General features: G+C 39.4%; 26 protein-coding genes. 12 read left to right on the top strand and 14 right to left on the bottom strand.

All coding sequences use genetic code 11. The features are described 5' to 3' along the window. Nucleotides 1-9: 9 nt before the first annotated feature. Complete coding sequence (locus MHH44_RS03515) at nucleotides 10-720, bottom strand: GDSL-type esterase/lipase family protein (RefSeq protein WP_340797818.1); 711 nt, start codon at nucleotides 718-720, stop codon at nucleotides 10-12. Between the two features lie 589 nt (nucleotides 721-1,309). Continuing rightward, nucleotides 1,310-2,182, bottom strand: a complete 873-nt coding sequence (speB, locus tag MHH44_RS03510; RefSeq protein WP_014824749.1) for an agmatinase — start codon at nucleotides 2,180-2,182, stop codon at nucleotides 1,310-1,312. A 327-nt stretch (nucleotides 2,183-2,509) separates the two neighbouring features. Between speB and MHH44_RS03505 the strand changes: the two genes are divergently transcribed. Beyond that, the gene (locus tag MHH44_RS03505; RefSeq protein ID WP_065216632.1) at nucleotides 2,510-4,567 is read left to right on the top strand and encodes a transglycosylase domain-containing protein; all 2,058 of its coding nucleotides are present in this window, start codon (nucleotides 2,510-2,512) and stop codon (nucleotides 4,565-4,567) included. A 301-nt stretch (nucleotides 4,568-4,868) separates the two neighbouring features. Here MHH44_RS03505 and MHH44_RS03500 read toward each other — a convergent pair whose 3' ends face one another. Next, a complete protein-coding gene (locus MHH44_RS03500; RefSeq protein ID WP_008404546.1) occupies nucleotides 4,869-5,381 on the bottom strand; it encodes a YwhD family protein in 513 nt (170 codons plus the stop codon). A 65-nt stretch (nucleotides 5,382-5,446) separates the two neighbouring features. Here MHH44_RS03500 and MHH44_RS03495 point away from each other — a divergent pair, with 65 nt between their 5' ends. From MHH44_RS03495 to MHH44_RS03485, 3 genes are all read left to right on the top strand, one after another. Then, on the top strand, nucleotides 5,447-5,632 hold the full coding sequence (locus tag MHH44_RS03495) for a 2-hydroxymuconate tautomerase (RefSeq protein ID WP_008404547.1): 186 nt from the start codon (nucleotides 5,447-5,449) through the stop codon (nucleotides 5,630-5,632). A 120-nt stretch (nucleotides 5,633-5,752) separates the two neighbouring features. Further along, nucleotides 5,753-6,316: a helix-turn-helix domain-containing protein gene (locus tag MHH44_RS03490; protein ID WP_340797817.1), complete on the top strand. Its 564-nt coding sequence runs from the start codon at nucleotides 5,753-5,755 to the stop codon at nucleotides 6,314-6,316. Beyond that, complete coding sequence (locus MHH44_RS03485; protein WP_340799483.1) at nucleotides 6,280-7,143, top strand: IS3 family transposase; 864 nt, start codon at nucleotides 6,280-6,282, stop codon at nucleotides 7,141-7,143. Before MHH44_RS03490 ends, MHH44_RS03485 begins: the two co-directional genes overlap by 37 nt. A gap of 126 nt (nucleotides 7,144-7,269) precedes the next feature. Here MHH44_RS03485 and MHH44_RS03480 read toward each other — a convergent pair whose 3' ends face one another. Beyond that, on the bottom strand, nucleotides 7,270-8,577 hold the full coding sequence (locus MHH44_RS03480) for an HD domain-containing protein (RefSeq protein ID WP_014824751.1): 1,308 nt from the start codon (nucleotides 8,575-8,577) through the stop codon (nucleotides 7,270-7,272). Nucleotides 8,578-8,700: 123 nt separating this feature from the next. Further along, on the bottom strand, nucleotides 8,701-8,925 hold the full coding sequence (locus tag MHH44_RS03475; protein WP_008404549.1) for a DUF1450 domain-containing protein: 225 nt from the start codon (nucleotides 8,923-8,925) through the stop codon (nucleotides 8,701-8,703). A gap of 231 nt (nucleotides 8,926-9,156) precedes the next feature. On the opposite strand from MHH44_RS03475, the gene MHH44_RS03470 reads away from it, so the two are divergent. Next, nucleotides 9,157-9,798 (top strand): RsfA family transcriptional regulator, encoded by a 642-nt coding sequence (locus MHH44_RS03470; RefSeq protein WP_014824752.1) that lies wholly within the window; start codon nucleotides 9,157-9,159, stop codon nucleotides 9,796-9,798. Nucleotides 9,799-9,819: 21 nt separating this feature from the next. Here MHH44_RS03470 and MHH44_RS03465 read toward each other — a convergent pair whose 3' ends face one another. Next, nucleotides 9,820-10,647, bottom strand: coding sequence for a lipoate--protein ligase family protein (locus MHH44_RS03465; RefSeq protein ID WP_065216634.1), 828 nt, complete (start codon nucleotides 10,645-10,647; stop codon nucleotides 9,820-9,822). Between the two features lie 165 nt (nucleotides 10,648-10,812). Between MHH44_RS03465 and hemQ the strand changes: the two genes are divergently transcribed. After that, nucleotides 10,813-11,550 carry a hydrogen peroxide-dependent heme synthase gene (gene hemQ, locus MHH44_RS03460; RefSeq protein ID WP_014824754.1) on the top strand — a complete coding sequence of 246 codons (738 nt, stop codon included), beginning with the start codon at nucleotides 10,813-10,815 and terminating at the stop codon, nucleotides 11,548-11,550. 96 nt (nucleotides 11,551-11,646) lie between these two features. On the opposite strand, the gene MHH44_RS03455 is transcribed toward hemQ, so the two are convergent. After that, the gene (locus MHH44_RS03455) at nucleotides 11,647-11,835 is read right to left on the bottom strand and encodes a hypothetical protein (protein WP_008404557.1); all 189 of its coding nucleotides are present in this window, start codon (nucleotides 11,833-11,835) and stop codon (nucleotides 11,647-11,649) included. A 409-nt stretch (nucleotides 11,836-12,244) separates the two neighbouring features. On the opposite strand from MHH44_RS03455, the gene gerQ reads away from it, so the two are divergent. Next, nucleotides 12,245-12,565 (top strand): spore coat protein GerQ, encoded by a 321-nt coding sequence (gerQ, locus tag MHH44_RS03450; RefSeq protein WP_008404558.1) that lies wholly within the window; start codon nucleotides 12,245-12,247, stop codon nucleotides 12,563-12,565. A 187-nt stretch (nucleotides 12,566-12,752) separates the two neighbouring features. Here the strand turns inward: gerQ and MHH44_RS03445 are convergent, their stop codons facing one another. The 6 genes from MHH44_RS03445 to MHH44_RS03420 form a co-directional block, all read right to left on the bottom strand. Next, the gene (locus MHH44_RS03445; protein ID WP_340797816.1) at nucleotides 12,753-14,438 is read right to left on the bottom strand and encodes a methyl-accepting chemotaxis protein; all 1,686 of its coding nucleotides are present in this window, start codon (nucleotides 14,436-14,438) and stop codon (nucleotides 12,753-12,755) included. A 1-nt stretch (nucleotide 14,439) separates the two neighbouring features. After that, nucleotides 14,440-15,630 carry a M20 family metallopeptidase gene (locus tag MHH44_RS03440; protein WP_340797815.1) on the bottom strand — a complete coding sequence of 397 codons (1,191 nt, stop codon included), beginning with the start codon at nucleotides 15,628-15,630 and terminating at the stop codon, nucleotides 14,440-14,442. A 134-nt stretch (nucleotides 15,631-15,764) separates the two neighbouring features. Beyond that, nucleotides 15,765-16,145, bottom strand: a complete 381-nt coding sequence (locus MHH44_RS03435) for a DUF423 domain-containing protein (RefSeq protein WP_008404562.1) — start codon at nucleotides 16,143-16,145, stop codon at nucleotides 15,765-15,767. A gap of 93 nt (nucleotides 16,146-16,238) precedes the next feature. Then, on the bottom strand, nucleotides 16,239-16,517 hold the full coding sequence (locus tag MHH44_RS03430) for a YwdI family protein (protein WP_340797814.1): 279 nt from the start codon (nucleotides 16,515-16,517) through the stop codon (nucleotides 16,239-16,241). Continuing rightward, nucleotides 16,514-16,696, bottom strand: a complete 183-nt coding sequence (locus MHH44_RS03425) for a hypothetical protein (protein WP_008404564.1) — start codon at nucleotides 16,694-16,696, stop codon at nucleotides 16,514-16,516. The genes MHH44_RS03430 and MHH44_RS03425 overlap by 4 nt, the downstream gene beginning before the upstream one ends. 52 nt (nucleotides 16,697-16,748) lie before the next feature. After that, entirely contained in the window at nucleotides 16,749-17,444 is a 696-nt protein-coding gene (locus MHH44_RS03420; RefSeq protein WP_340797813.1) for a uracil-DNA glycosylase, read from the bottom strand. A 162-nt stretch (nucleotides 17,445-17,606) separates the two neighbouring features. On the opposite strand from MHH44_RS03420, the gene thiD reads away from it, so the two are divergent. From thiD to MHH44_RS03400, 4 genes are all read left to right on the top strand, one after another. Further along, entirely contained in the window at nucleotides 17,607-18,455 is an 849-nt protein-coding gene (gene thiD, locus MHH44_RS03415) for a bifunctional hydroxymethylpyrimidine kinase/phosphomethylpyrimidine kinase (RefSeq protein WP_340797812.1), read from the top strand. 111 nt (nucleotides 18,456-18,566) lie between these two features. After that, nucleotides 18,567-18,917 (top strand): YojF family protein, encoded by a 351-nt coding sequence (locus tag MHH44_RS03410; RefSeq protein WP_008404569.1) that lies wholly within the window; start codon nucleotides 18,567-18,569, stop codon nucleotides 18,915-18,917. A 13-nt stretch (nucleotides 18,918-18,930) separates the two neighbouring features. Next, the gene (gene bshB2 / locus MHH44_RS03405; RefSeq protein WP_340797811.1) at nucleotides 18,931-19,608 is read left to right on the top strand and encodes a bacillithiol biosynthesis deacetylase BshB2; all 678 of its coding nucleotides are present in this window, start codon (nucleotides 18,931-18,933) and stop codon (nucleotides 19,606-19,608) included. A gap of 281 nt (nucleotides 19,609-19,889) precedes the next feature. Continuing rightward, nucleotides 19,890-21,242, top strand: coding sequence for a YjiH family protein (locus MHH44_RS03400; RefSeq protein WP_340797810.1), 1,353 nt, complete (start codon nucleotides 19,890-19,892; stop codon nucleotides 21,240-21,242). 67 nt (nucleotides 21,243-21,309) lie between these two features. On the opposite strand, the gene MHH44_RS03395 is transcribed toward MHH44_RS03400, so the two are convergent. Then, nucleotides 21,310-22,059: an SDR family NAD(P)-dependent oxidoreductase gene (locus MHH44_RS03395; protein ID WP_008404573.1), complete on the bottom strand. Its 750-nt coding sequence runs from the start codon at nucleotides 22,057-22,059 to the stop codon at nucleotides 21,310-21,312. Between the two features lie 372 nt (nucleotides 22,060-22,431). Here MHH44_RS03395 and ilvA point away from each other — a divergent pair, with 372 nt between their 5' ends. After that, nucleotides 22,432-23,700 carry a threonine ammonia-lyase IlvA gene (gene ilvA / locus MHH44_RS03390; protein WP_340797809.1) on the top strand — a complete coding sequence of 423 codons (1,269 nt, stop codon included), beginning with the start codon at nucleotides 22,432-22,434 and terminating at the stop codon, nucleotides 23,698-23,700. Nucleotides 23,701-23,764: the final 64 nt, after the last annotated feature.

Genomic DNA, 23,764 nt, shown 5'->3' with positions numbered 1-23,764 from the left:
TATTTGATTTTATTTTGAGCGAAGCCGATCGACCCAAACTTCATACCCTTTCCCATTTAAATGAAGCCCATCACCAGTGAACTGCTTATCCAGTTGCCCGTTTTTATCAGTAAAGCTCGAATGCAGATCGATATACTCAATTCCCTTATCATCCGCAATCTTTTGCAAAATAATATTAAACCGCTTCACTTTGTCATTTGTCACTTCATTTCCTAATAACCCGTTATTCACAGGCAGGATTGATTGAATAGCGAGACTTGTATCTTTTCCTTCAAACGAATCCACGATTTTCTCGACGTTACTTTTAAATACTTCGGCTTCCGTTCCATAACGGATATCATTGACACCGATCATTAAATACGCCTCTTTCGGGTTTCGGTCCACTACTTCCTGTATACGGTTCAATACACCTTCTGTCCAATCATTCCGGATTCCCCGATTCAGCACAACCTCACCAGGAAAGTATTCCTGGAATTCTCCGTAATCGGAAATGCTGTCACCAATGAATACTTTATCAATATTACTAATTGACGAATGTTCAAAGACGCTTTTTTTCGTAAAGTAATAAGCAGAATCCTTATTGGGAGAAGGTGTTGACTGCATTTTTGTTTTAACAACTTCAAGTCCACCGATATTTCTCACCACATAGCTCCCTGTTCCTAACAACAGTACATTTACTAGTAATGAAATTATTAATACAATATGACCCTTTTCCAACATAAACACTCCTATTTCTAACTTGGCTCTGGCATGCTATACCCGTTTAGTAGTCGAACAAATAAACAAAGTTCGCTACGTCCTGTTGCAATGTCTTATTTCCACGCCTCCTGCAGACCCCAATCAATCGGGCTTTTACTGACAGTTGACACCTCGTATATGATGCAATACTTTATGTATAATTTGGGGTTTTATCGATGCGTTATACGCTTCGTTATTAGCGCAATGCCTCGAAATACCCGAATCAACCGATTTCACTTGGTCATGGCAGCAGCATATCATTCTTTACCCCTTTAAGATTGAACTGTAACCTGGCACATTTTTTCGAACATAAGCATTTGTCTAAATGAAGATCAATGTATTCATCTGCTCTGTATCGTCCCAAATGGGATACCATGCTTTTTAGTATACTTTGCAAGTGTACTTTTGATTGTTTATTATTCCCTATTAATTTCTCCCCAGTTAACCATGATGTATGCATCAACACCTCCTCAAAATTCAATAAAAAAAGGTACTCCGTAGAGTACCTTCAAAATAACATTAGCAGTTAACCCCGCAATGCCTTACTATATCTATGTTTTATAAACCCGTGCTATTTTACCCAGCCTAAAATCATTTCACGAATCAATTTTGCAGCTGTATTTACTGTTATTTCGGAATGGTCGTAAATTGGTGCCACTTCAACTAGGTCAAAGCCGACAACATTTACTTCAGATCGTGCAATTTCATGAATTGCTGCTAAAAGTTCCTTTGGAGTAATACCGCCAGCATCAACCGTGCCTGTCCCAGGTGCATGTGCAGGGTCCAACACGTCAATGTCGATTGTCACATAAACATTGCGACCTTTTAATGTAGGCAATACTTGTTTTAATGGCTCGAAAACTTCAAATAATGAAATGTGCATGCCGTTTTCTTTTGCCCACTGCAACTCTTCTTTTAAGCCTGAACGGATTCCAAATGAATAAACATTGTCCGGTCCGATTGTATCGGCAATTTTACGAATTGGTGTTGCGTGTGAGTATTGCTCCCCTTCGTAATCCGTACGTAAATCTGTATGTGCATCAAAATGAATAATCGCTAAATCTTCGTACTTTTCATAGACAGCTTCCATTACCGGCAGTGATACTAAATGCTCCCCGCCCATCCCTACTGGAATTTTATCGTCTGCCAGTACTTTACGGACAAACGTTTTAATTTCTGCTAATGATTTTTCCGGATTCCCAAACGGCAGTGGAATATCCCCCGCATCAAAAAACGGTACATCTGCTAGCTCACGATCCAAGTAAAAACTGTATTCTTCTAAACCAACCGATACTTCACGAATTCGGGCAGGACCAAAACGTTGACCGGGACGGTAGCTAACTGTCCAGTCCATTGGCATGCCGTATAAAACGGCTTTACTTTCTTCATAGTTTTGGTGGCTTTTAATAAACATATTCCCTGCGTAAGTTTCATCAAATCTCATTTACAGTCACCTATACCTTTCTCTATTTTTAATTACGTATTTTAAACCGATTTCTTAATTTAGAATGCATAGCGATAGAAGAAGTTGCTCATACTAAATCTAACATATGAAACTTTTGTTTCGCTATTTTCGTATAATTAAGAGCAACTGACATAATTCGACATTATGGATTGCTTTTGTAATAGCTGCGTATACGACTAAATTCGTAAGGTGCGCTACGAAAAAGTATAGTTGTTTTCATTAAAAGTGCAATAGAATTTTCATTACTTTTTGTAATTGACTAAATTTAGTTTGCTCTCTATTAAAAAAGAAATGAGGTGGAAAAACTTGAAAAGACAGCAATTTAAAAAACGAAAAAAGCGAAAAAATTTCGCGAAAAAAATCGGACTCTTTATGATTGCCCTTTTATGTTTTTTCGCTGTTATGTTCCTTTCATTACGTATATATGCGCAAGTTGCCGGAGCACCTCCGCTTACCGTTCCGAAAGCTTCAATTTTTTTAGATAGCAACCATAATCAGATTGGTGACTATTTTACAAAGGAACGTCGCTACTGGACAGACCTGGATGAAATATCGCCTTACCTTATTGATGCTACTGTTGCTGTTGAAGATAAAGATTTCTTCGAACATAGCGGTTTTGACTTTTCCCGGATCGCGGGAGCCGTTTTAGCGGATATTAAAGCCGGGGGTAAAGTGCAAGGTGCCAGTACGCTGACACAGCAATATGCACGAAACCTTTATCTAACCCATGAAAAAACATGGAACCGAAAATTAAATGAAGCCCTTTTTGCTTATCGGTTGGAGTTATTTTACTCAAAAGAAGAAATTTTAGAAGGCTATTTAAATACGGTTTATTATGGGCACGGAATGTACGGTGCTGAAGCTGCAAGCCGTTACTTCTACGGCAAATCCGTAAAGGATCTGACATTAGCCGAAGCTTCAATGCTTGCTGGTGTGCCAAAAGGACCGACGTATTATTCGCCGATTAATAACTTGGAAAAGGCGACAAATCGTCAGCAAGTAATTTTGCGGTTGATGAATGAACAAGGGAAAATTACAGACGAAGAAAAAACTCATGCCACTTCAGAACATGTTGCTTTAAAAAGTGATGATTGGATTGCAAATAAATCAATCGCTCCTTACTTTTTGGATGTTGTATGGGAAGAAGCAAGCGATATTTTAGAAAAGAAAAACTTGAGTATTAGTGAAGGTGGATGGACAATTCAAACAACGCTTAACCAGGCACATCAACGAGCAGCGGAAAATGCGATCAAAACGAATATGCCCAACAGTGAATTGCAGGTTGGATTTGTGAGCATGGAAGCAGATACAGGGTTTGTAACAGCTCTTGTCGGCGGACGTGATTACAGTATAAGTTCGTTTAACCGAGTTGCGTTAGGTAACCGACAGCCTGGTTCTGCCATTAAGCCGATTTTGTATGCAGCCGCACTGGAAAAGGATTTCACACCTATGTCCTTCTTGGATGTGAGCGAAACGACCTTTACGTATGATAGTGGACGAGCAACTTATACACCGCAAAACGTCAATAAGAAGTATGCTGACCATGAGCTTTCCATGGCACAGGCATTGGCCATTTCCGACAATATTTATGCGGTGAAAGCACTGGAAAACATCGGCTACCGATCTTTCCGGGATGTCCAGAAACGTTTCGGGCTCAACTATTCCGAAAAGGATATACCTTCCATTGCACTTGGAACTGCCGAAAACTCGCTGTATGATTTAACAAACGCCTATAATATCATTGCTGCAGGCGGAGAAAAACGACAACCAATTACTGTATTGTCGATTACCGATGCAAAAGGAAAAGTCGTTTACAAATATAAGAAACCTGAAAAAGAACAAGTAATTTCTAAACAGGATGCATTTATTTTAACGCAAATGATGACAGGTATGTTCGATCCTGTGTTCAGTGATTATTCTCCGGCAACTGGTTTATCATTGCGTTCACGTATGAGCCACACATATGCAGCCAAATCAGGAACGACAAATAGTGACCAATGGATGATTGGGTTTACACCAAGCTTAACGGCAGGTGTATGGAATGGCTATGACCAAGGCAAAACATTATCTGTCCAGACAGATATGGCCGCATCGAAGCAAGTGTGGATAGATTTTATGGAAACAGCGCTTGATGGAAAAGCAAACGAAACATTTACAATGCCAAATGGTGTAGAGCCTGTAACGGTCGATATTCGAACGGGTAAACTGGCGCACGAGTCGTGCTCAAGCCAGCGTATTGTTTACATGAAAACTGAAGATGTACCAACAGAATCATGTGCATCATTCGATCTTTTCAATCAGGATTCATGGGGTAATTTCTTTGAATCATTGCCTTTTGAAGCATTGCGGAACTTTTGGGAATAAATTAAAAAAGCTCTTTCGTATCCGGTTCTAGTCCGTGACACGAAAGAGCTTTTCTATTGTGGTGAATGAATGGTTGAGAACCATGGGGCATTCGGCTTGGGAAGGTTCAAATGCCGCATACTGCTCAACCTGTTTCATTTCCCACATGTCCTAGCCTACTATTTCGCAAGCTTTAAATTCAGTTTACTTTCTTTTAGAACCAGTTTCAACTACGGATTTTGGTAGAATTTGAAATGTCACATATTGTTCACTGAATTTTGTAATATTATTGTAAGATGTTTATTTCGTTCAAGGTGCACCTTTATGCTAAATCCTGTCTCAATTTCTCATCACTGTTGTTCCACATTTCTTCGTTGTGGCTTTTCAGGAAGTCGGCCAGTATTTTCTTTGACGGCTCATCCATATGGTCTACAATAATGTGACGCTTCATTGATTTATCCATTCTGTTCACATGGTCTGCCAAAATTTTATAGCCTCGGCGTTTTTCACGGTTTACGACCATTTCACATGCTGTCACACCGGCAAAGTAAGCACCTGATTCTTTATGGTCAATTGTTACCCATACAAGCCAGTAATCTTTTCCGCCAGCTGAATCTTCACGGTTCATTGTAAACTTAATGCCGCGCTCTACTTCACTTTTCGCATGCATTGCTCCGATATCAACAATTGCTGTTCCTTCTGCGACATCGACAATGACCGGCGATACATTTTCCAAAGAAAGTGAACCAATACCGAATCCTTTATGCCCATCGGTAGGATCATTTTTTATTATCGTAAAACCCATTTTCGGTTTTGGTTTTTCTTCATTTGCCATTGTAAATCCCTCCAAATACGCTAATATAAATACTATACACTATATTTTAACTAGGAGGCGACTTTATGCCAATCGTTACAATTAAAATGATTGAGGGCCGCACTGATGAACAAAAACGCGCGCTCGTAGAAGAAGTTACACAAGCTGTTTCAAAAACAGTTGACGCACCAGTAGAAAATGTATCAATCATTATTGAAGAAATGTCTAAAAACCACTATGCTAAAGGTGGCGTACGCTATAGCGACCAATAATGGTTAAGCTAGCGTTGAATTTCAGTTAATTAATAATCGAAACACCTCAATCTTCTTTAGGGAAAAGGTGCTGCACCCCAAAAGTTAGAGTTAAAAAACTAACTTTTGGGGTGTTTTTCTATGGTTAAATATAGCGAAGAATTCAAATTGATGGTGGTTAAAGACTACCTGAGTAGTTCATTAAGTTATCGAGTAACAGCTAGGAAACATGGCGTCGCTGAAGAATCTCAAGTAAGACGTTGGGTGCGTGCTTTTAAAGAATTTGGTCAAGGTAGCCTATCGATTAAGAAAAAGAAGCAGTTTTATTCTGTTCAATTTAAATTAGATATATTAAACTTTATGAAACAAACAGGTGCTTCTTATCTAGATACAGCGATTCAATTTAATATGAATAATCCAAGTTTAATCGCAAATTGGTACAGTAAATTTTTAAAAGAAGGGATAGAGGGCCTGCAAGAAAAAGCAAAGGGGCGCCCATCTATGTCTAAAAAATCAAAAACTACACAAAAGAAGCAAGAAAAAGAACTGTCACGTGAGGAACAGTTAGAGCGCGAAAATGAACTGCTTCGTTTGGAGGTTGCGTATTTAAAAAAGTTGAAGGCTTTTCGAGAGAATCCGGATGCCTTTCTCGAAAAGCACAAGCAGCGATTACCTTTGGACTCAAAGAAGAAGGATTCCGATTGATAGATATTTTAAAACGAGTGGACATTCCAGAAGCAACGTATCATTATCATATCAAACAAATGAATCAGGAAGATCCGGATAAAGCATGGAAAACATTGATTTTAGAGACGTTTGAGAAACATGAGGGTCGATATGGCTATCGCCGAATTCACGCAGAATTAAAGGCAGAAGGACACATAATCAACCATAAAAAAGTACAGCGAATCATGAATGAAATGAATTTGAAATGTGAGAAATTCGGGCGTAAATCTCGTTATAAATCTTATAAAGGAACTGTGGGTAAGGTCGCAAAGAATCGATTAAACAGACGTTTTATCACACCAAATGCCCTTCAAAAATTAGTAACAGACATAACCGAATTTAAGTGTACAGATGATGAAAAATTGTATCTAAGTCCCATCATGGATTTATTCAACGGTGAAATACTCGGTTTCAGTATGTCGAAACGCCCTACACTCGATTTCGTAATGGAGGCACTTGACCAAACACTTCCGATTATTCATGAGCAGGCGAATTATCGAACAACGATTCATTCGGATCAGGGGTGGCATTATCAACATAACAAATGGGTGAAAACATTAAAGAGAAACAAGATTTTCCAAAGCATGTCTCGTAAAGCAACATGTGCAGACAATGCGGCCATGGAGAACTTCTTTGGCATACTCAAACAAGAAATGTATTATGGGGAAGTATTGATTTCCTATGAAGCGTTACAGAAGAAAATTGTGAAGTACATCAGTTATTACAATAATGATCGAATTAAACAAAAACTGGCCGGCATGAGCCCGGTAAAATACCGAACTCATACCAGCCAATTAGCTGCATAATAAAAACTCTAACTTTAAGGGGTCACTACCAAATTGGGGTGTTTTTAATTTTGCGGGTATTGACTTTTTTAACTGAGCGAAGGTTTTCCATCTATTCACTCAAACTATGGACCTTCCCTGCACCCGTTACGCTTCCTCAATGAGCTGTTTTATTTCATTCCGCAATGTAGCTGGAATCCGCTCGTCTGTAAATAACTCTTCCGGATAATACACTTTATGGTCGACTTTGATGCGACCGGCAATTGCTTCGACGATTTGGCTTTCCTCTGATAGTTCACGCTGCATACCGTCCTGCATTAGCAAGTAAATTGGCTTCTTCGTCCCTTCAATACCAGGGCGGTAAAAGTCATAAGGTAAATCCGATGTGGAATCGTGCACTAAATAATATTCCGGATCAATGCCAGCCTGCAAAAATAGACGTTGCAGCTGTGCATATACTTCAGGCTGCTTGTAAGGATTCAGATTCGTATATTGGAACAGTTTCCGATTGACGAATCTTCGGCATAAATCCCGTAAAATTTCATCGTCTTCTCCCATCCAAAATTGGAAGTACGCCAGCATAATGCTTTCATCGAGCGCAATATAGTCTTCCAATGTAACATTCCCTCTGAAAAAGGATAAAAAAGGCGTCGGTTCATATTTAAATGGATAATCATTTTTACACAGCACTTTCACTCGTTTTAAAATATGATTCAGCACGACTTCCGCACTTCTTGACACCGGGTGGAAGTAAATTTGCAAATACATTTGGTAGCGGCTCATAATGTAATGCTCGACCGCATGCATCCCGCTTTCTTTTATAACAACACCATTTGCACGTGGACGCATAACACGCATGATACGCTCCATATCAAAATGTCCGTAGCTGACGCCCGTATAATACGCATCACGCTGCAGGTAATCCATACGGTCTGCATCGATCTGACTGGAAATTAGGCTGACAACCAATTCATTGGGATACGTTTTTTCAATTACTTGCGCGACCTTTTCCGGAAAGTCATCGGCCACTCGACGGAGCACGGCATTTACCTCTGTGTCCCCCAGCAGAATTTGACGCGTAAAATATTCATGATCTGTTTCAAATACATTTTCAAATGCATGAGAGAACGGCCCGTGCCCCAAATCATGCAGTAATGCGGAACATAATACGAGTAGACGCTCAGAATCATCCCATTCTTTTCTTCCTTTAAATACATCATCCACGATTCGACGGACAATTTCATATACTCCCAATGAGTGATTAAATCGGCTATGTTCAGCTCCGTGGAACACTAAATACGTCGTACCAAGCTGCTTGATACGGCGCAATCTCTGAAATTCTCTTGTTTTGACCAAATCCCAGATGACTTGATCCCGAACGTGAATATAGCGATGGACAGGGTCTTTAAAAACTTTTTCCTCTTGCAGTTTTGTTTTTGCATATGTCATCAACATAGCCCACCTCCTTATCTCTTAACAACATTATAAGTGAGATGTCAGTGAAATAGAAATGAATCCGCCGAAAACGCAAAAAGGACGTGTTCTGAAAATCTTTCAGAACGCGTCCTTGTTACGCTGTTACTTTTTCAATTTGTCGAGTACCTTTACCATTAACTCCTCTTCAGTTAATGCGGCAACTGGACGGTTATTTACAAATGTAAATGTTTTTTTGCGGCCTGGACCACAGTATGAATGACAGCCAATTTCAATCGTTGCTTCTGGATCAATTTCTTTTAATTTTGGAATTAACGTCTTTAAATTAACGGCCTGACATTCATCGCAAACGTGGAATAAGTTTGCCATAGTGTCAACACCTCTCTATGTGCTATTTTCGCTGTTTTAACCTATTTGCTATTGTATCTTATTTTGCTTATTTCATTCAAGCTTTATCCTAGCAATTCCGTTCAAAGTTCTGCTAGGAACATATTTCTCATCATTCTAGCAACAATTTACGATATATTGAATAAATGTTTTCCTCTTTGGACATGATAGATTTACAACAACAAAACTATTATAATTCAGGGGGAGTTTTTTATGACAAAAACAAGACAAGACGCATGGGTGAAAGAGAATGATGAGCTGTTAGCAGAGGCTGTTTTACGCCATGTAAAAGAAGGTAGTACACAATTAAATGCATTTGAGGAAGCTGGGGATTTACTAAACAGAACAGCTGCAGCTTGCGGTTTTCGCTGGAATGCTGTAGTCCGACGCATTTATGAAGAAGATTTGGCACAGGCGAAAAAGGAACGCAAAGAACGTATGCGCATGATGAATACGGCTACAAAACGCAGAACAACTCCAGTATACTTACTGCCGTCAAACGAAAATCAGCCAACATCGATTCCATTATCGGCATTATCACTAGATATCGTCATTGCATACTTAGTACAACTGCAGCATACGAATTCAAATGAACAGGATTTATTGAAATGGCGCAAATTGACATCACTATTAACAGAACAGAAAAGCCAGCTAGAGCAACAGCTGACAGCACTGCAAAAAGAGAATAAAGCGATTAAAGAAGATTACGAGCAGTTTGTTTCTATTATGAACCGCGCAAGACGACTTGTAGCACTAGAAACAGATACTGAGGCCACGCCAACATTCAAAATGGAGCGTAACGGCAACTTGATTTCCCAAACATCGTTAAATGATTCAGGCGAAGCGCTATATTAGCACCTCGCCTCTTTTTTTTTCTTATTTGCTTAGCATCGACTCATTGCGTTTGAACACGCGTTCTAAATAGTAGTCGTACAATTCCATTTCCTCTTGCTCCAATGGCAGTTCGAACAGCTGTCCATTCCACTGCCTCAATAGGTTACGAAGCCTTTCATTCACTTCGAATACTGTCACATTTTGTCCTGTCAGTTGTTGAAGTGAAGCCATGACTTCCGGCTTTATATCCGGATACTCGAATTTCGTTTTCTCGCCTTGCAGACCATTTTCATAAAAACGTTTAATCAGTTCCGCACGCTCACTGCCACTGCCTTCCACACATAAATAAATTTGAACTGCAATTCCGCTTTTCATACGGCGCTGTGAAATACCGGCAAACTTTTGCCCATTAATACTTAAATCATATGAACCTGGACAATAAGAACCAACAATTTCATATGCTTCTATTTTCGTTGAAATTTCAGGGAATAACTGACGAATTAATGCAACCATCATTTCAAACGCATTATTAATACTTAACGGCTTGTCCTCATTTAACACAATCGAAATGTTTAAAACTCCTGCATCCAATACGACCGCCAGTCCTCCAGAATTGCGGACAATCGGATCATATCCACTGTTCTTCAATGTCTCCATTCCTTGCTCAATATAAGGCAAGCGGTGATCTTGAATGCCAAGAACCACTGCATCATGATGAACCCACGTACGTATTGTCGAATTGGTCATTTTCTGACCGACAAGATGACAAAGTGTATCATCCATTGCAAAGGACTCTAATGGCGAGCGTTTATTCGCGCTGATCGACTGATCGATAAAACGCCACATTGTTTGCTGCAAAAAATCATTCATATTTTATACTCCTAGCCTAATTTTTCCTCACTTTAGCATACCGCATTTTAAAGTCATGTCAAATTGGTGAATTGACGGATTTTGCAATGTTGAAATGATATTTTTTCCTGAAACTATGCTACACTAATTGTGAATCATTTTCATTTACAAGGAGTGTTTGAACAGATGAATGAAGCAGCAATTACATTAGACGGCTGGTACGCATTACATGATTTCCGCTTAATGGACTGGGCATCATGGAAATTAGTTTCAGCTGAAGAACGCGAAGCCGCTACAAAAGAATTTATCGCATTTTTGGAAGACTTAAATAAAGATACGGGTTCAAATGCTTTTTACTCAATTATTGGGCAAAAAGCAGATTTCATGATTATGACTTTACGTGAAACACCTGAAGAACTAAATGAAATCGAAACAAAATTCGCGAAATTGGCGATTGCTGATTTTACAATTCCAACGTATTCATATGTTTCCGTTGTCGAATTATCGAACTATTTAGCAGGTAAATCAGATGAAGATCCATATCAAAACCCGCATGTTCGTGCGCGTTTATATCCTGAACTGCCAAAATCAAAATACGTATGCTTCTACCCAATGGATAAAAAACGTGAAGGCAATGACAACTGGTACATGCTTTCTATGGAAGATCGCAAAAAATTGATGTATGACCACGGTCTAATTGGCCGCAGCTATGCAGGTAAAATCAAGCAAATTATAACTGGTTCTGTCGGCTTAGATGATCATGAGTGGGGCGTTACATTGTTCTCTGATGATATGCTTCAATTCAAGAAAATCGTTTATGAAATGCGCTTTGATGAAGTTTCAGCTCGTTACGGCGAATTCGGTGAGTTTCTAGTAGGAAACTTGCTGGACAATGAAAAACTAGAAAAACTTTTAGCAATTTAATGTCTTAACCCGTTCCCCCACTTGATGTTTGGCTTAACCAACTTCAAAAGTGTGGAACGGGTTTATTTTTTCCTGAAACATAAAAGATGAGCCGATTTATTTCGGCTCATCTTTTACGTTTGATTCATCCTGCAACTTTAAAATTATAATGATTGTATTAATGAAGAAACCGATGATGATTAGAAGAACCAATAAATACCAATGAATCGGCTGTTCATAAAATATTGCAACCGCAAAAGACAATAATGCGCTAATTATTATGCCTAACCAAACTCCTATTTTCATGATGTTCCACTCCTGCGCTTTTCGTCAACACCGGCAACAATCTCTTATTTATTTACTTTATCTTTCCCAATACATTGAAATTTATTACATATATCCGAACTAATTAACCTATAGTATGTCACCTGTTCAAAAAACAACACTGTTTTTGGTGTTCAACTTTTTTATTTATGCATATACTAAGTCGAAAAAGGAGGTCACATCGAACGCCTAAACTTCAAATAAAAGGTTTACATGCCGCCCTTCTTTCTTCGGTTACAGTGCGGCAGAAGGTGAAGCAAGTGTCCTGCTTATTGTAAACACAGAGAAACAGCAGCCATTTCTTCGTTTACTGTTTCTTACGCCGATGACTGCAGTATATTAAATTTCTTTATGAAAGGATGCAAAATTGACTTATTATTGGACGTCTCCAATGCAACAAATGAATCCTGCGACGGTTCCGATGTCTTCGGGTATACCAGGTATGCAAGGAGTAGGCTTTCCACGTGAGGAATCCTATATCGAGAATATTTTACGATTAAACAGAGGTAAACCAGGTACGTTTTATTTTTCATTTGATAATGCGGTAGCTGGCAGTAATACACGGGCGGTCCGTGGGGTTGTGGAAGCAGCCGGCCGTGACCATGTAATTTTACGTGATTTAAAAAATAACCACCGATTCCTGTTCCCGATGATTTACTTTGACTATGCGGAATTCGATGAAGAATTAAGTTATTTCACACAACAACCTTAAAAAAGTAAGGCGCATTTTTTAAGCGCCTTTTTTTGTTGCAGAAAAGCAGCAGACATAACTCAAAAACGTCATTTTTCTCAGGAGAAAAATGACGTTTTTTGCTGTAAATAAAAATATTAGCTTCTTACTACGACTACTTAACTCTTTTTCAAGCAGGTTTCCACTCATTTCACCCTTATGGAATGGATTATACTTTAAACTGCAAAATTTCCTGTTGGAGTGTTTGTGCATTATCGCTTAATGTCACGGCAACTGCATTTACTTGCTGCATTGTAGCGGTCTGTTCCTCTACTGCTGCCGCGATCATCTCTAAGTTGCCGCTTGATTCAGTTGAACTTTGAGCTATTTCATTAACCGATGCCGTCACCTGCTCTGCACTTGCAGAAAGCTCTTCAGAAGTAGCTGAAATTTCCTGGATTTGCATCGACATTTGTGTCACTGCATCTACAATCGTTGTAAATGAATCGCCGGCATTTGAAATAATCTTTACACCATCTTCCACAGAAACTAACGACTCCGATACGGCACGTTCTACGTTTTCCGTATCTGCTTTAATTTCAAGTGTTAAGTTGACAATTGAACTGGCAGATGACTTCGATTGCTCAGCCAGCTTCCGTACTTCATCTGCCACGACAGCAAACCCTTTTCCATGTTCTCCTGCGCGCGCTGCTTCAATCGTTGCATTTAATGCCAATAAATTCGTTTGATCCGTAATCGATGTGATTAATTGGGAAATATTATTAATTTCTTCTGTTTGTTGTGCCAGTTTTTGTACTAAAGCATTTACAGAGTTTGTTGATGAACTAATAATGCTCATTTGTTGTTGCGCATCATAGATAATTTGACCACCATTTTTTGCTGTTTGTGTCGCATCAACCGAATTTCCAAGCAATTTCTGTGTTGATTCCGCAATTCGTTGTACCCCTGCTGCTGTTTCTTCCATTGCACGGGCACTTTCATTTGATGCATGTGCAGAAATTTGCGCTCTTTCAGTCGTATCATTTACCCGCATCGTGACATCTTCCGTCGTTGCCGTTATTTCTTCGGTACTTGCTGAAAGCTCCTGTGCCGCCGCATTTACTTGCTCTGAGTTGACTTGAATATTTTTTATCAGGTTCGATAAATTATTTTTCATCGAATTGAATGCGTTGCCCAGCTGCCCAATTTCATCCTTTGTTTTCACATGAATATCCTGCTGCGATAAATCACCTGCTGCAATAAGATTCGCTTCATTCACAATTCCATTTAAAGGGGAAATAATTGTTTTACGAATATACATCATAACAAGTATACCAATAAGAACACTGATTGCTAAAGCAATTCCTGCAACTAAAACGGAGAAGCCAATCGCATCATCGGCTTTCGTTTTAATTGCATCAAGTTCTTTTTCCTGATGCTCAACCATTTGAGCTGTTGCATCGAACATTCCGTCATTTGCTGCGCGCAGTTTTGTATTAATAAAACCGTTTGCGAGTATTTGATCGCCCCGTTCGAAAGCATCCATCATATCAAGGTAACCGTAATTAAAGTCATCTCGGTACTTAATGATTTGTTCCATCAGTTCTTTCATCGTATCGCTTGAGACTAATTTCCCTAAATATTCAATCTCCTGATCCAGCAACTCGTTATACTGTTTAAAGCTTTCGACAGATTCCTCTTTTCCATCAAAAACAAGTGCACGTACATACATTCCTTGCATCGCGACATTAAACCGGATTTTGTCTACGGAACGAATTTGTTCAACCCGGTAGTCGAGTGCTTCATTCATATTTCCCTGTATATTTTTCAGACTAATATAGTTCAGTATTACTGTAATCATAATTAACACTATCATTATAATTAGTGCAGCATTTAATCTTTTCCCTACGCTCATATTATTCCTCTTCTCGTTGTTCAGTTAAAAGAAACTCCAATGTTGCCTGTCCTAAAACTTTTGCTGCGATGAGCATTGCACGTTCATCGAAATCAAATCGGGCATGATGATGCGGATATACCGTTTCCCAGTCCGGGTCTTTGGCTCCTGTAAAGAAGAAAGTTCCTGGAACGTGCTGCATATAGTAGCCGTAATCTTCCCCTATCATAAATGGAGAACAAACTGTTACCTTTTCAACACCCGGTGTTTCGTTCGCTATTTGTGCAACAAGTTGTGTCTGTTCTACATGATTTATTACAGGCGGATAACCATCAAAATAGTCAAATCGATAGTCAGCATGCATTCCTAAGCAGGTCGCTTTCAATAATAGTTCAATTTCCTCTTTCATTTGTCTTCGTACTTGTTCGTCAAAGGCACGTACAGTCCCTTGCATTTTCACTGTATCCGCTATGACATTGAACGGATTGATCGCCTCAAATTGCCCGAGTGTCACTACAGCCGATTCAAGTGGGGCGATACGGCGAGAAACAATCGTCTGCAATTGTGTAACAAAATGTGCACCAACAACGATTGCATCAACTGAATGCTGTGGTTCTGCACCGTGTCCACCCTTTCCTTGGATCACAATTTCAAACCGATCTGCTGCCGCCATAATAGCCCCTTCGCGTACAAGAACTTCGCCTAAAGGGGTCGGTGCCCATAAATGTGTTCCAAATATTACGTCTACTCCGTCTAAACAGCCATCTTCAATCATTGCCTTTGCCCCACCTGGAGCAAGCTCTTCTGCATGCTGGTGGATAAATACAATAGTGCCGGACAGTTGATCCCGCATCTCTGTTAATACTTTTGCCAGAACGAGTAATGTTGCCGTATGCCCATCATGACCGCACGCATGCATCACTCCATCATTTTTCGATTTATAAGGAACATCATTTAATTCCTGAATTGCCAATGCATCAAAATCAGCACGTAAAGCCACTGTCTTTCCTGGTTTTGCCCCTTTTAATGTGGCTACAACTCCACGCCCTCCTACAAATTCGCGAACTTCCAAGCCTAGCTCCCGATGGTAATTTGCAATGTATGCAGGTGTATGTATTTCCTGATGGGATAGTTCCGGGTGCTCATGTAAATAGCGTCGAATACTTACCATCTCTTCAAAATTATCTTCTAACTTTAATAATAATTGGTCCATTTTCCTTACCCCTTTACTCTCTTACTTTATAACTATACAATAAATTCAAATAATTTAGATAAAAGATTTGATTTTCCAATTAAAATAATAAAAAAAGCATATACTTCCAATTCATGAAGTATATGCTACAGATTTTATTGAGTCTTTTTTACTACTGTTATTATAACCATAATCCAGCCCACTAAAAAGAATACCCCGCCAATAGGAGTAATGGCACCTAGTATACCGATTCCTGTTAATGCTAATACCATTAAGCTTCCAGCGAAGAACACAATGCCTGCATTAAAGCAGAACATCGCAATTTTTAACTGCTTTACTTCACCGAAAATAGCTTTTGACATTAAAATACCGACCAAAATAAGTGCTGCTGCATGGAACATTTGATATTGGATTGCTGTATCCCAAATTCCTGCACTGTAATCATCGAGCAAATCTTCCAGTGCATGTGCTGCAAATGCGCCTAAGGCAACTGCTAAAAATCCGTGAATTGCACCAGATATAATTGAACCTTTCATTTCTTTTACCTCTTTCTTTTTCTAATACCGAATTCCCCTAACAAGGGGGTGATGTAAAAAAAGTCTTTTTACGCTTCTTAATTTTAATATCAGTTAAAAATCAAACAATGAGTCGCCGTTTGCATCGTCTTCTTCAAGCTTTTGTGCTGGAATTGCGACTGGTTGCGTGTATACCGGGGTCGAGATTGTTGTACTCATACTCATGCTATTTATGGAAGCAGGTTTTGGCGAACTGACTTTTTCGTCTAAAACGACATCACATAGTGCACGAATTGCCGTAAGCTTTTCACGGGCTTGTTGTTCTGTTGCCGCATGTGCTGCTTCTGCTGTCAATTTTTCAATTTGCTTAACAATCGATTCATACGTAATCATCGCGTTTGCCCACCTTCTCTATTTTTCGGTACGAATTTTAAGCAGTCCATTCCCGAAGACTGTTTTACAACGAGAGATGGCAGCTGCTTCGTTTTAAAGCCATATGCTGTACAACCGCGCGGATTAGACTGATCCCACGTCACACGAAAATACTGGCATTTAAAGCAATCTACTTTCATTTGCCGTTCCCTCTCTTTCTATCAATACTTTACCATGCTTTTGGGCAAAAGTTTAGCTGTTTCCCCATTTCTTCGTTAAGCACCAGTCAATCGGCTGTTGTCCCAATGATAAAAGCGCTTCGTTTGCTTTTGAATACGGTCTGCTTCCGAAAAATCCTCGGTGTGCGCTTAGTGGACTCGGATGTGGCGATTGCAGAATAATATGGTTACTTGAAATTTGTTCAATTAACATTCGTTTACTTTGCGCCGGTTTTCCCCATAATAAAAATACAATAGGCTGCTCACGTTTCGCGAGAAGTTCAATAACAGCATTCGTAAAATGTTCCCAACCTTGCCCTTTATGAGAATTGGCTTTGCCTGCTTGTACAGTTAAAACGGTGTTCAATAATAATACACCCTGCTTTGCCCACGATGTTAAGTCTCCATGCTCAGGTATTTCGCAGCCAATGTCCTGTTGCAGTTCCTTCATCATATTTTTAAGACTGGGTGGTAATTTTTGCCCTTTTTCAACCGAAAAACTTAATCCATGTGCCTGATTCGGACCATGATACGGGTCTTGGCCTAAAATGACTACTTTTACATTATCGTAATCCGTTAACTGGAGGGCATTGAAAATATTCTCCTTCTTCGGATACACTGTTTGTTCCATGTATTGTCTTTCTAAAAATGTTTCGAGAAATTTATAATACGGCTGCTCTTCTTCTCGAGACAATAAATCTTTCCAACTATTTGTTAACTGTTCCATCATAATTTCCACCTCATTTTAAACGCTATTGTATTTGCTGCAGAAGTTCAAGTAGTTCTTCTGGCATTATAGTTTTTTCGTTTTCTGACTATTTTTATATAGTCAGATAGGAGTTATACTTAACCTAATTATAATTCGAATATTCACTATAAGGAGATATGCTATATGACACTTAAAAAAACTTTAACAATTGCTGGTTCTGATACTTCTGCAGGCGCAGGAATGCAGGCCGATTTAAAAGCCTTCCAGGAACATGGCACATACGGAATGGTCGCATTGACTGTAGTCGTAACAATGGACCCGAAAACTTGGAGCCACACAGTAACACCGCTACCGACAGAATTATTGCAAAAGCAAATCGATACAGCCCTTTCAACAGGTGTCGATGCCATTAAGACAGGCATGCTTTCAACTGAAGAAATTATTCAAATGGCCTCAAAAGCGATCCAGGCTTCCGGTACAGATAAAATTGTTATCGATCCTGTTATGGTCTGCAAAGGCGAAGATGAAGTATTGAACCCTGGCAATACGACAGCAATGATTCAATATTTATTACCCCACGCAACAGTTGTCACACCTAATCTTTTCGAAGCAGGACAACTTGCAGGGACAACAACGCCGAAAACAATCGAGCAAATGCAAGCTGCCGCTGTGAAAATCCATGAGCTTGGCGCGAAAAATGTTGTAATTAAAGGTGGAAAAGCCTTAGTACATGATAAAGCCGTTGATTTGTTCTATAATGGAGTAGAATTTAAATTATTAGAAACAGAAAAAGTTTCTTCTACTTATAATCATGGGGCAGGCTGTACTTTTGCAGCGAGTATTTGTGCAAACTTAGCAAATGGTCTTACTGTTGAGGAATCGGTTATTGAGGCGAAAGAATTCGTTTCAGCGGCGATTAAACACGGTTGGGCTTTAAATGAACATGTTGGACCAGTAATGCATGGGGCAAAACCACGTTTCGGTGCACCTGAAGTTACGGTTACAACAATTCAAAACTATCTACATGCATAAAATCAACTGCGTCACACAAGAACTCGTTTCTTGTGTGACTTTTTCGTTTCACAGTCGAATATATTTGACTATACTATTAATAGAAAGATTCGAAAGGAGTTAATAAGAGTGATGAAGGAAGTAAATACTAACGAGCTCCAGGAGTTAATTAATTCTTTTGCGAACAAAGACGTTTTTATTCATCTAGAAACTACAAACGGCTCTTATGCAACACATTACAATGAAGGCTTTTTCAATGCAGGCGCATTTATCCGCAATGTACAAATACGCTATGAATTAGGAAAAGTTGTAGGAGACGCACCGCACCGTGTCGGACTTAAAATGCCGCATGGCTGGGTGTACGCGCAAGGAATTACACATTTTGAACTGGACGATCAGGGCCGATTACTAATGGCCGGTTTAGATAATACTGGAAAGCTGGCGGTTGCATTAGAAATCAGCGAAACGCCATTTGCTTATTAAGGAGGTTGCTTATATGACATTACAAGAAGAACGTCACGTTTTAGTCGTTTATCCGCACCCGGATGATGAAGCCTTTTCAGTTGCAGGTACATTACGCTTATTCCACAACATGGGAGTTCCTGTTACATATGCTTGTTTAACATTAGGCGAAATGGGACGAAACTTAGGAAATCCTCCATTTGCAACGCGCGAATCATTGCCGGAAATTCGCCGAAAAGAGCTGATGCAAGCATGTGAGGCAATGGGTATCGGGGATTTGCGTATGATGGGTTTACGTGATAAAACAGTTGAATTTGAAGATGATGAAAAAATGATCAAGCTCGTAAATGATTTAATTGTCGAGCTGAATCCATCATTAATCTTCACATTTTTACCTGGCTTCGCTGTCCATCCCGATCATGAAGCAACTGGACGCGCTGTCGTCGAAGCGGTACGTCGCATCGATAAACAGTACCGCCCTCGTATTTTAGCTTGTGCGTTTGCGAATGACACAGTTGAGAAAAATGGTGAGCCGGATGTGACAATCGAAATCCAATCCGTCAAAGCAGATAAGTTAAAAGCATTGAAAGCACATGCTTCTCAAACTGCCTGGATGATGCAGGACGCAGAAAAACGAGTAGATTCCGGCGATGTCTCATTAGATAACTGGTTAAATTATGAAAAGTTTTATACTGTAACATTTAATGATTAATGTATATTTATAATAAAAAGGACGTTTGCATATTTTTTTCATTTGCAGGCGTCTTTTTTCTATTATTCATCTTTTGTATTTTTATTCGGTTCAATTTTAGCTTATTTCTTCAAAATTATGATGTTTAGTACGTCTAAACCTTTCGTTCGCCTAATTATATTCATTTTTTAATCAATATAGTTTTCAGAAATATTAATCTTTATGTAAAACAGTAGACAAATGAATATTCACGTTTTATAGTGTATAAATATTCAAACTAACAATCAAAGAGGTTATCATATATGAAAACAAAATTTTCTTCTTATACTTGGTTTCTGTTTATTGCCCTTTCTGCACTTGGTGTATTCCTATTTATTACACCGATTGGTACAGAAGACGGCATAAAAGTACCGATTGCGATCCTTGCGAACTTTTTGGCAGGTAAAGTAGAGCCGTTCATTCATTGGTTCGCTCTCATCGTGTTTATTGTTGCGGCGGTAGGCTCTGTCGTAATGCAATTTATTCCGCAAAAAGGAGAACGTACGCTAGTTGATTCACTATTCCGTGTGAATTGGTTCTGGACAATTATGCGTGTGCTCGCAGTAATTTTTGCAAGTATGTTTATTTTCCAAGTCGGTCCTGAAAGCTTAACGAGTGAAGTCACGACAGGTGTGTTAATCGACCCGGCAACTGGTCTTGTAACATTCATGTTCGTATTGTTCTTATTCGCAGGGTTATTACTGCCGTTATTAACAGACTTCGGTTTACTCGAGTTCTTCGGTTCAATGATGGTGAAAATTATGCGTCCCCTATTCAAGATTCCAGGACGTTCTGCCATTGACTGTCTAGCTTCTTGGGTTGGCGATGGTACAATCGGCGTATTGCTTACAAGCAAGCAGTATGAAGAAAAAAATTATACAGGCCGTGAAGCTGCAACAATCGCAACAACTTTCTCGGTCGTATCGATCACATTCTGTTTAGTCGTAGTTGAAACAATTGGCATTGGCGACTACTTTATCGAGTTTTATGCTTCTGTCATTATTTGCGGATTAATTTTAGCATTCATTATGCCACGTATTTACCCGTTAAAACAAAAGGCGGATACTTTAATTGATGGTTCACAAGTTCCTGCAAACCGTGAAGATGTACAAGATGGATATAATGTATTCTCTTATGGGTTGCATAATGCTTTATCGAAAGCTGATTCTAACCGTAATTTAGGAAAAATGATCAAAAACGGTTTTATTAATGTATTGGAAATGTGGTTTGCGGTAACTCCTATTATTATGGCGTTCGCCACAATCGCATTAGTTTTAGCCGAGTTTACAAGCTTCTTCCGTATTCTAGGGATGCCATTCGAGCCGATTTTGGCGCTTCTGCAAATTCCTGAAGCCGGTGAAGCTGCACAAACGATGATCGTTGGTTTTGCGGACATGCTGTTACCTTCTATTTTAGGTGCTGGTATTGAATCAGAAATGACACGTTTCTTCATCGCAACAGTATCGGTTACACAGTTAATCTACATGTCGGAAGTCGGCGGACTGATTTTAGGTACAAAGCTTCCATTAAAGCTTTGGGATCTATTCATGATTTTCTTAATCCGTACAATCATTTCAATTCCAATTATCGCAGCAATTGCGCATCTTTTATTTTAATTAAAAAAGAAAGGGCTGCCGGAAAGTCAGATTCTCTACTGACGTTCCGGGCAGCCCTTTTTACTATTTACTTCGTGCTTGTGAAGCCGCCATCGATTCGAATAACTTCCCCGTTAATATACTCTGCTTTTGAAGTTAGCAGGAAGGTTACAAGCTCTGCTACTTCCTCTGGTGTACCTAAGCGTTTTTGAGGGATTCCACCAGTAGCATTTTCCTTCATTTGCGGATTTGCTTCATAAAAGGCTTTTACCATTGGTGTTTCAGTCGGCCCTGGTGCGATGGCATTAACGCGTAGCCCGTCTTTTGCGTATTCCGCTACCATACTTCTTGTTAAGCCGACAATTCCGTGTTTCGTTGCTGAATATGTAACAACGGAATCCTGTCCAATTACACCGGCACTTGATGCTGTGTTCACAATAGAACCGCCACCGTTTTGAAGCATTACTTCTGCTACATAGCGTACACCATAAAGTGCCCCAAGCAAATTAATGCCGACAATTTGTTCAATTTCCTCGATGGTAGTATCTAAATAGAATTTACCGCTTCCGGAAATCCCTGCATTGTTAAAGAAGTAATCGATCGAACCAAAATGCTTCAGTGTTTGATCCACATAGTTTTTTACTTCTTCTGCTTTTGAAACATCCGCTTTAATGAAAATAGCGTCTACGCCATGTGTTTTTACTTGTTCAACTGTTTCGTTTCCGCCTTTTTCACTGACATCCACTACTGCAATATTAATACCTTCCTGAGCCATACGGATGGCTGTTGCCTGTCCTAACCCGCTACCTCCACCTGTAATAATCGCTGTTTTAGTCATCCCTATTCCTCCTGATTATATGATTTTGGACGTTGCCAATAAGTTTTTCCTATCCGCAAAATTGTCCTGCCACAATAATTTATTTTTCCCTGTTACTTTTCAAATAAACATGAGAGGTGATTTAAACATAAGCTTTTCCTGTTCTGTTCTGTTCTGTTCTGTTCTGTTCTGTTCTACGATATGCTCTTCCAAGGAATTTAGTTGGCGTTTCAATTTGAAGGGATTTTTGTATGAATCCTTGCCTAATTTCTCTATTAAACCGCTTTCATTATGGCATATTGATGAATTTTCATAATTTACAGAATTTTTAAGCCATTACGACATAAATTTATGATAGAATAATATAATCTTTAATCAGATGACGGAGGTTACATGGAAATGGGAGTTACTCAACCGAATACGATTGCAGTCGAAAACGTATTAATCGCACATCATTTTTTAAAAGATGTTGTTGTACATACACCCCTGCAATTAAACGAATATTTATCAGAAAAATATGGGGCAAAAATTTACTTCAAGCGTGAAGATTTGCAGCATGTTCGCTCATTTAAATTACGTGGTGCCTACTATAAAATTAAAAAAATTGAAACTGAGGCTCGTGCTTCAGGTGTCGTCTGTGCAAGTGCAGGCAATCATGCACAAGGCGTTGCCTACGCATGTGCGAAGCTGGAAATTAAAGCAACAATCTTCATGCCGAAAACAACACCGAAACAAAAGATCGATCAAGTGCGGATGTTTGGAAGAAGCTTTGTGGAAATTGTGCTGGCAGGCGATACATTTGACGACTCTGCAGAAAGCGCGCTTGCCTATTGTGAACAGGAAAACCGCATTTTCATCCATCCATTCGATGATGCAGATGTAATGGCTGGCCAAGGAACAGTGGCGGTAGAAATTATGAACGACATCGAAGAGCCGATCGATTATATATTTGGCAGTATTGGCGGTGGCGGATTAATGTCAGGCGTCTCTTCTTACATTAAAAACTTGTCCCCTTCGAGTAAAGTTATCGGTGTAGAGCCTGCAGGGGCGGCAAGTATGAAATCTGCTTTCCAAAACGGAGCAGTGGTTTCACTGGACACGATCGATAAATTCGTTGATGGCGCTGCTGTAAAATGTGTTGGGCATGATACATATGAAGTATGCCGTCATTATTTGGATGATATTATCGCCGTTCCGGAAGGCAAAGTATGTACGACTATTTTAGATTTATATAATAAACACGCTATTATTGCCGAGCCTGCTGGAGCATTGTCGGTTGCAGCACTTGACTTTTACGCAGAGCAAATTCGCGGAAAATCGGTTGTCATCATTATCTCTGGAGGAAATAACGATATCGGGCGTATGCAGGAAATTAAAGAACGCTCACTCATCTATGAAGGGCTGCTTCACTATTTCATCGTAAGTTTCCCGCAGCGTTCAGGAGCATTACGCCAATTTTTAACGGAAGTTCTTGGTCCGAATGATGATATTACAACATTTGAGTATACGAAGAAAAACAACAAAGAAAGCGGACCGGCATTGGTCGGCATAGAGCTTGCACATCGCGAAGACCACGCAGGATTAATTGAACGTATGCGTGCAAACGGCTTCGAGTATAAGGAAGTAAATAACGACAGTACATTGTTTGCGTTGCTTGTGTAGATAATATTGTTAAAAAATTTAAAGACTCAATTTTCTCCAAGAGAAAATTGAGTCTTTTGCTTCT

It is taken from the genome of Solibacillus sp. FSL K6-1126, assembly GCF_038003445.1.
Classification (GTDB): Bacteria; Bacillota; Bacilli; order Bacillales_A; family Planococcaceae; genus Solibacillus; species Solibacillus silvestris.
This window is presented reverse-complemented; position numbering and strand designations above follow the sequence as displayed.